The organism is Limnospira sp. PMC 289.06, assembly GCF_032350395.1.
GTDB classification, from domain to species: Bacteria; Cyanobacteriota; Cyanobacteriia; order Cyanobacteriales; family Microcoleaceae; genus Limnospira; species Limnospira platensis.
Window position 1 is genome coordinate 1 of record NZ_JARPLC010000176.1, and the last position, 7,490, is coordinate 7,490.

The 7,490-nt window shown below is 45.1% G+C and carries 7 protein-coding genes and 2 pseudogenes; 7 read left to right on the top strand and 2 right to left on the bottom strand.

The window, feature by feature from the left end:
• A pseudogene (locus tag P5674_RS22115) lies at positions 1–188 on the top strand (hypothetical protein); the annotation flags it as partial.
• Between the two features lie 148 nt (positions 189–336).
• Here the strand turns inward: P5674_RS22115 and P5674_RS22120 are convergent.
• Positions 337–591 carry a hypothetical protein gene (locus tag P5674_RS22120; RefSeq protein ID WP_006616666.1) on the bottom strand — a complete coding sequence of 85 codons (255 nt, stop codon included), beginning with the start codon at positions 589–591 and terminating at the stop codon, positions 337–339.
• Positions 592–648: 57 nt separating this feature from the next.
• On the opposite strand from P5674_RS22120, the gene P5674_RS22125 reads away from it, so the two are divergent.
• From P5674_RS22125 to P5674_RS22135, 3 genes are all read left to right on the top strand, one after another.
• The gene (locus P5674_RS22125) at positions 649–1,173 is read left to right on the top strand and encodes a hypothetical protein (RefSeq protein ID WP_006616665.1); all 525 of its coding nucleotides are present in this window, start codon (positions 649–651) and stop codon (positions 1,171–1,173) included.
• A 69-nt stretch (positions 1,174–1,242) separates the two neighbouring features.
• Positions 1,243–2,346, top strand: coding sequence for a glycine oxidase ThiO (thiO, locus tag P5674_RS22130; RefSeq protein WP_014276375.1), 1,104 nt, complete (start codon positions 1,243–1,245; stop codon positions 2,344–2,346).
• 2 nt (positions 2,347–2,348) lie between these two features.
• The gene (locus P5674_RS22135) at positions 2,349–2,957 is read left to right on the top strand and encodes a hypothetical protein (RefSeq protein WP_043468505.1); all 609 of its coding nucleotides are present in this window, start codon (positions 2,349–2,351) and stop codon (positions 2,955–2,957) included.
• Between the two features lie 160 nt (positions 2,958–3,117).
• Here the strand turns inward: P5674_RS22135 and rlmD are convergent, their stop codons facing one another.
• On the bottom strand, positions 3,118–4,503 hold the full coding sequence (gene rlmD, locus P5674_RS22140) for a 23S rRNA (uracil(1939)-C(5))-methyltransferase RlmD (RefSeq protein ID WP_006616662.1): 1,386 nt from the start codon (positions 4,501–4,503) through the stop codon (positions 3,118–3,120).
• Positions 4,504–4,873: 370 nt separating this feature from the next.
• On the opposite strand from rlmD, the gene P5674_RS22145 reads away from it, so the two are divergent.
• The 3 genes and pseudogenes from P5674_RS22145 to P5674_RS22155 form a co-directional block, all read left to right on the top strand.
• A complete protein-coding gene (locus tag P5674_RS22145; protein ID WP_006616661.1) occupies positions 4,874–5,359 on the top strand; it encodes an allophycocyanin subunit alpha-B in 486 nt (161 codons plus the stop codon).
• Between the two features lie 162 nt (positions 5,360–5,521).
• A complete protein-coding gene (locus P5674_RS22150) occupies positions 5,522–6,142 on the top strand; it encodes a PQQ-binding-like beta-propeller repeat protein (protein WP_006616660.1) in 621 nt (206 codons plus the stop codon).
• A gap of 563 nt (positions 6,143–6,705) precedes the next feature.
• Positions 6,706–7,449, top strand: a pseudogene (locus tag P5674_RS22155) (RNA-guided endonuclease InsQ/TnpB family protein); the annotation flags it as partial.
• Positions 7,450–7,490: the final 41 nt, after the last annotated feature.

The following is a 7,490-nucleotide window of genomic DNA, read 5'->3' on the forward strand; positions in this document are numbered from 1 at the left end:
GGAAAGTCACGAGTTGCGAGAGTTACTCTCATATAACCTACCCACATAACAGTTTCCGGGTTGAGTTGGAAATGTGGCGGTTTTCAGGAGTCGGAAGTTGGGAGAGTCTCCCGAAAACGGAAAGTCACGAGTTGCGAGAGTTTCCCGAAAACGGAAAGTCACCAGTTGCGAGAGTTACTCTCATATAACCTACCCACATAACAGTTTCCGGGTTGACTTGAAAATGTGGAGGTTTTCAGGAGTCGGAAGTTGGGAGAGTCTCCCGAAAAGGGAAAGTCGATAATTGAGAGAGTCAACTATCGACTATTAATCATTAAGTGTTTGGGGGATTATAGATTACGATTGGGAATTAGGACGTACTAACCATTTAGAGATTTGATTCATAGCCCCGATTAGTAACGCACCAGCCATTAATAGACCGATCGCCGGAGTGAAAACAGGTTCCCAGAGTTGATACCACAGTTCTAATCCCAGGTTAACCCCCATAGATTTACCCAAAACAGCGATCGCCAACCACAGGAAACTCAATAACACCAGAAACACATCCGCTACCAAAAGGCGGTTCAACCAGAGAATAACTTGCTCTTTCATGTTCGGATTCTGCTAAAATATTTATCTCAATAGTCATTCTAGGCAATCTGTGTCAATATGGTTCGCTACACCCTCCCCCAAAGTCCAGAAATTCTCCTGTCTGTCCGGGGTAAAGACTCCCCTAAAGCCCGTGAACAGGCTATGGATAAACTTATGGAACTTATGGATAATGGAAAATTACCCACTGAGTTGGAAGATGGCTTTAGTCCAGAGCAGTTTGTGGAGGTTAAGGAAACCTCTATGGCAACTATTGGAGAAGAAGATGCTGTCACGGAAGCTGTCCAGACCCTTAGCAACCTCGCTTCACTCAAGTTGAAAATGATGGAGTCTCGCGAAGAAGCCCTAAAAGCCCGTGACCAAATTGATATCCTCTTTAGTGACCAAACTACCACCATGGAAGAAATTACTGACCTCAAAGAAGGGTTTAAGGCTTTGAAAAATTTTGCGGTCGCTAACCTCCGCTACCGGGAAGCGCGCAGCCATGCTGAAGCTGCTAGAATGGTTTTAGATGAAGCCCTAAAGTCTTCTGACAGCCACTCCCCTCCTCCAACCGATACCCCCAACGACAAGAAAAAAAACTGAGACTACATTGATTTACCGCGTCAGAGGTCAGATCTAAATTAATTGATAATTCAGAATTTGTGACTAACAATGAGTACCTCAAGTCATCAAAAAAGTGATATAATTGTTATAGGTGGTGGTATTGTTGGGTTATCTGTGGCGATCGCTCTCCAATGGCGAGGCGCAACTGTCACTGTCTGTAGCCGCAATACTCAAGAGGCGGCGGGATATGTGGCGGCGGGGATGTTAGCACCCCAGGCTGAAAGAATTCCCCCAAGTCCTCTGCTTGATTTAGCCCTCCGTAGTCGATCGCTTTATCAACCGTGGACTAGCAAAATTCAACACCTCACTGGCTTAGATACCGGCTATTGGCCTTGTGGTATTCTCGCCCCGGTTTATGAATATCCCCAACAAACAAAACTACCCCAAACTCCTGAGAGTCCGGCTATCTGGCTAGAAGCAGATCAGCTGATCACTCAGCAACCCGGTTTAAGTTCAGAAGTGGTTGGGGGATGGTGGTTTCCACAAGATGGCCAAGTTGACAACCGCCGCCTATTAATGCGATCGCTAATTCATGCCAGCCAACAATTAGGCATACAAATTAGGGATGGTGTAGAAGTCCAAGAAATCGCCACCACCACTAATCAAGTTAAGCAAATCAACACCAACCAAGGGGCGATCGTAGGTTCTCACTACATTCTCGCGGCCGGATCTTGGTCAGGTCAAATCCTGCCTATTCCAGTGTACCCCATAAAAGGTCAAATGTTATCACTGCGAGTCCCTGATTATATTTCGGAACTACCCCTGAAACAAGTTCTATTTGGGTCTGGTATTTATATTGTACCACGCCGTGATGGTTTAATCGTCCTGGGGGCTACGGCCGAAAATGTCGGTTTTCATAAGAGTCTCACCCCCAAAGGAATAAATACTCTGCTATCAGAGGCTACCCGACTTTATCCCGGACTCGCAGAGTTTCCCATTGAGGAATTTTGGTCCGGTTTTCGCCCTACTACCCCCGACGAATTACCTATCTTGGGTAGAAGTCCCTTTGAGAATTTAACTCTAGCTACAGGTCATCACCGTAATGGTATTCTACTAGCCCCTATTACCGCTGAATTAATTGCTGATTTGGTATGCTATGATAAATTAGACCCCCTGCTAGAATACTTCTCCTGGCATCGCTTTTCTAACTGATCATGTGGTGGCTTTCTAGGTCCGTGTCTCTGGTTAAAGCTGAAGGTAGATTTTTGGTCCGGTGGGTGGCTGTCACTGTGGCTGGGTTTCTGGTGAGTTTGCTATGGATAGAAGTGGGAGAACGTCCTGATGTTAATTGGTTGGTGGGAGTTGTTGGGGGGTTGAGTGTTGGCGGCGCGCAATGGTTTGTCCTCCGTCACCATATTGCTTACCCCTGGCGTTGGATTTGGGTTAGTGCGATCGCTTGGTGTTTAATGGGGTTAACTCCTATAGGTGCTATGGGCTGGATGGCACCGCGGACCCTTAACCTGTTTCTCCGCCTGTTTTATGGAGTCCTAGAAGGGGCGAAGGTGGGTGTGGCGCTGGGACTTTTTCAATGGTGGGTTTTGCGAGAGTCGGTATTTGGGGGCGGTCGCTGGGTGGTGGCTAGTGTTGTGTGTTGGGGGGTGGGATTACCTATAGGATGGGTATTAGGCGGCATTTTGCGCCAGTTGACCGGCTTTTTTTTGGGAGATGTTATTGGTTTGACTCTCACCTGGGCTATAGTTGCTGGTCTGACTGGAGTTGGTCTCATGCAACTGTTTTGGACTCAAGTCAGAATTAGGGAATAGGGTTGCCGATAGGGGCTGGGCTACCCAGCACAGCCATATATATGTCGGCACATTTTCCCATGATACTATTATAGGTCAAGTCTCATCAGATGTCAATAGTAAATTTGGGAATTCACCAGAGGGAGGGAGGGGTGGAAGGAGTTTTTGGGCATGAGTTAGATTAGTGACTAAGAGTCAAAAAGGCTGCACATTCAACGTGGGAGGTTTGGGGGAAAAAATCGACAGGTTGTACTTTGGTGAGTTGATAAATGCCGTTTTCGCAGAGTAGTTGTAAATCTCGTGCCAAAGTAACGGGACGACAACTGATATAAACAATGCGTTGAGGCTGTAGATTTAAGAGAGTTTGAATGACGGTGCGATCGCATCCTTGTCGGGGTGGATCTAGGACAACTATATCGGGCTTAAATGGTATTTTTGGCAAGAGTTGTTTAACGGAACCGACGCGAAATTGTACATGATTAATGTCATTTAAATCAGCATTAGAAATAGCTTGTTCTACCGCCCCTGCTTGCGACTCTAAACCAATCACCCTAATTTCTTTTGGGGGGAAATTCTGTCCTAATTGCTTGGCTAGGGGTAGAGTAAAGGTGCCGATACCACAGTAAGCATCTACTAGGATTTCGTGACCCTGCAAATTCAACTCTGAGGAAATAGCTGATAACAGAGATTCGGCAGCTTCGGTATTGACTTGAAAGAAAGTGTCGGCAGTCAAGCGAAACTTTAAATCAGCAAATATCTCATGTATATAAGGTTTGCCGATGAGACAATGGGTATTTTTGCCAAGGATAGTATTAGTGCGATCGCTGTTGAGATTAAGACAAACTCCTACCAATTGTGGATATTGCTGTAGCCAGAGTTCTGCCTGTTCTTTAAGTTGTGGTAAGTTATTATCTTTGACGACGAGAGTTAGCAAAATTTCTCCTGTGCGCCGCCCTATGCGAAAAGAAAGATGGCGGATAGTGCCAGTATGTTGTTGTTCATTATAAACCAGCCACCCACGATTTTGGATATCCTGTTTAATGTTAGCCAATAAAGGATTGAGGTGCTGATCTTGCACTGGACACTGATTCAAATTAATTAACCGATGGCTGGCTTTTTGATAATATCCAGCTTGTACCTGACCCGTAGAAGATAATCGTAGGGGATAGGTAACTTTATTGCGATAGGCTAAGGGTTGGGGGGAGGGCAAAACTGGGGCTACTGGTGGTTCAATAAATCCCCCGATTTTGGTTAAGGCATTAACGACTAAATGCCTTTTAGCTTCTAGTTGGAAGTGATAATCTATATGCTGCCACTGACAGCCCCCACATTTGTCGGCGACAATGCAATGGGGACGGATACGGGATGAAGAGCTTGTGAGCAGTTGCAGTATTTTGGCTTCTGCGTATTTAGACTTAACCCGTGTGAGTCTGACTAAAGCGCGATCGCCTGGGACAGTATCTGGGACAAACACAACCCGGTCTTGATATCGTCCGACTCCGTTTCCGCCTTCTGCTAAATCTGTAATTGAGACTTCTATCTGTTGACCTTGCTGCCAAGTTGCCATAGTGTTGAATCCGATAGTGTGAAATGATCAGGCTAAAACCTTTGGGGGCTTTTTGCTGTCTGTAGCCCTGAATCGCTAAACTACTTAATGTTAGTGGTCTGACAGGCTTATTGGGAAGGATTATTTTAAAGGGGGAGTATATGAGGCAGCAACACTCCCTCAGACTGGGACAATCTGTTGAGGATGCGATCGCGAGAATATATCAGTGGGTCAACCTGAATAATACTAGTAAGCATAAGCCGTACCGATAACCCCCAGTATTTAGACTAGGATCGCTATGAGGGGAAACTTTAATGTACCATTCTCAATAGGGGGGTAGGCTGTCAAGGCTATCTCGACCGGAAATTATTGTTTATCTGTTTGAAAAACGATGACTGTAGTAAGCCAAGTTATTCTCAAGGCCGATGATGAACTCCGTTACCCGACCACTGGGGAACTCAAGAATATTAGTGATTTCTTGAAAACTGGTGAGCAAAGGTTGCGGATTGTCGATACACTTACCGAAAACGAAAAAAAGATTGTTGACCGTGCTAGCGCACAACTGTGGAAGAAGCGCCCAGATTTTATTGCCCCCGGTGGTAATGCCGCTGGACAGCGGGAACGTTCCTTGTGTTTGCGGGACTATGGCTGGTATCTGCGTGTAATTACTTATGGCATTCTGTCTGGAGATAAAGATCCTATTGAAAGCATTGGCTTGATTGGGGTTAAGGAAATGTACAATTCTCTGGGTGTTCCTATGCCGGGAATGGTAGAGGCTATCCGTTGCCTCAAGGAAGCATCTCTGGCGCTTTTGGATGATGAAGATGCTAAGGAGGCAGCCCCTTACTTTGACTTTATTATCCAAGCTATGTCCTAACTAGGGATTGTTTGGGTTTTTAGCTATAGGCACAAACAACCCCATGTCTAAAGGCTATTGTTGAGCGATCGCATCCCCGGGTCGGCATGGGGTTGATTTTGTTAATTATTTGGCTATGATGGGTCTGCCATCAGATCTTTAAAACTGAAGGAGTCTGTTTTAATGAGTATTAATAGAAGAGAGAGCAATTGGGAACACATCGGTCATGCTAACTATGTGGTCGCTATGGCTGCCATGGATGGTGCCCTTTATGCAATTACTCAAGATTATAAGTTGTGGATTAGGGTGGCTGTCCCTGGGGATATTAACTGGCAGGTGATTGGTCAGGCTAATCAGGCTGTCGCTATGGCTGCCACTAATAATATGTTATTTGCTGCTACCCAAGATGGCTCCTTCTGGGTCCGCGAAGGGGTGGCTGAGGATATCAAATGGGATAAGATTGGTCAGGCTGAGAAGGTGATAGCCATGACCGCCAGTGACGGTAATCTCTATGCTGTTACTTCGGATAATAAGTTATTAACTCGGGAGGTCAATACTCAGGATATTCCTTGGGTCGAGATTGGTCATGCTAATAATGTGGTGGGATTAACTGCTACGGGTGGAAAACTTTATGCTGCTACTTCTGACAATAATCTCTGGATGCGCGATACTGTCCACGAAGATTTGATCTGGCAGCAAATTGGTCATGCTAATAATGTGGTGGCTATGGCTGCTAGTGAAGGGAAATTGTTTGCTGCTACTTCTGATAATCGTTTATGGATACGTCCGGCTGAGGCTTCTTAACGGGATAATTGATCACCCGACTGTAGGGTGCGTCAGACCCCCGACTATGGCGATGAGAACCGGATAATTATCAACTGACGCACCTTCCCCCTTCCCCTGTAATTCCCCGGTGGGGTAGGGCGGGTTTATGCCTCTGGTCGTGGGGAATTGAGAATTGACAGCAGAGGCGCGCCCCTACAATTAATAATTAATTCGGAAATAGGGTTGACAGGTGGCGGGGAGTAGTGGTAGTATATGGAAATATTATTTAATAATTTTACATTTACAAAAATAAAAAAATGTCAATAATTCGATTATTTAAAATGATACCACGAGTCAGCGACAAAAGCAAGCAACCCCGCCCAAAAAAATTTTTCGCAACATTTCTTAATTTTTGTTTACAAAACTTAACATAGTGTGAGTTTTGAACAAGCGATCGCGAATTATGGGGATTATGGAGTGGCGGGTTATCAAGAAACTGGGTCTAAAACCCCGTCCTTCTAGGACGGCTTGAATTGTAAATTTTTGTGGCAATATCGAATATTTTGTGCTGATGGCGTTAGCATAAGATAGGAGGTAGAGCCATGCTAGTTTTTGAGTTCAAAACCTACGGAAAATCAAGCCAGTTCATCGCAGTAGCTGAAGCCATTCGTACAGCGCAGTTTGTCCGCAATAGCTGTTGGCGCTATTGGGTGGATAATCCTAAAAAGAATAAGTACGATTTGAACAAATACTGTGCGGTGCTGGCAGCGACTTTTCCATTTACCGACGAACTCAATTCTCAAGCGAGACAAGCCAGTGCTGAAAGAGCTTGGTCAGCTATCTCTCGATTTTATGAAAACTGCAAGAAGAATATTCCCGGTAAAAAGGGGTATCCGAAGTTTCAAAAAGATTGTCGCTCAGTTGAATATAAATCAACCGGGTGGAAACTTGCAGACGACAGAAAATCAATAACTTTCACAGATAAAAAAGGAATTGGTAAACTCAAAATCAAAGGTACACGCGATTTACACTTTTACCAAGTCAGCCAGATCAAACGGGTAAGACTGGTGAAACGTGCTGATGGTGTGTACGTTCAATTCTGTATTAACGTTGACAGGAAAGAAAACACAGCGCCGACAGGCAATACCATTAGCTTAGACGTTGGACTGAAAGAGTATTACACCGATTCAAACGGAGTCACCGTTGAAAATCCTAGATTCCTGAGAAAAGGCGAACGGGTCTTAAAACGTAGTCACCGTCGCGTATCGAAGAAGGTTAAAGGTTCAAAAAACAGAGGCAAAGCTAGACAGATTCTAGGTAAACACTATCTTAAAAGTGCGAGACGTTCAGGCATGAAATAGGGTTGCAATACCCGAAATAACCGCCG

Excerpts from the sequence above, each read along its gene's own strand:
- thiO (WP_014276375.1), top strand. The coding sequence starts at position 1,243 with ATGAGTACCTCAAGTCATCAAAAAAGTGATATAATTGTTATAGGTGGT.
- P5674_RS22145 (WP_006616661.1), top strand. The coding sequence starts at position 4,874 with ATGACTGTAGTAAGCCAAGTTATTCTCAAGGCCGATGATGAACTCCGT.
- P5674_RS22135 (WP_043468505.1), top strand. The coding sequence starts at position 2,349 with ATGTGGTGGCTTTCTAGGTCCGTGTCTCTGGTTAAAGCTGAAGGTAGA.
- P5674_RS22150 (WP_006616660.1), top strand. The coding sequence starts at position 5,522 with ATGAGTATTAATAGAAGAGAGAGCAATTGGGAACACATCGGTCATGCT.
- P5674_RS22120 (WP_006616666.1), bottom strand. The coding sequence starts at position 591 with ATGAAAGAGCAAGTTATTCTCTGGTTGAACCGCCTTTTGGTAGCGGAT.
- P5674_RS22125 (WP_006616665.1), top strand. The coding sequence starts at position 649 with ATGGTTCGCTACACCCTCCCCCAAAGTCCAGAAATTCTCCTGTCTGTC.
- rlmD (WP_006616662.1), bottom strand. The coding sequence starts at position 4,503 with ATGGCAACTTGGCAGCAAGGTCAACAGATAGAAGTCTCAATTACAGAT.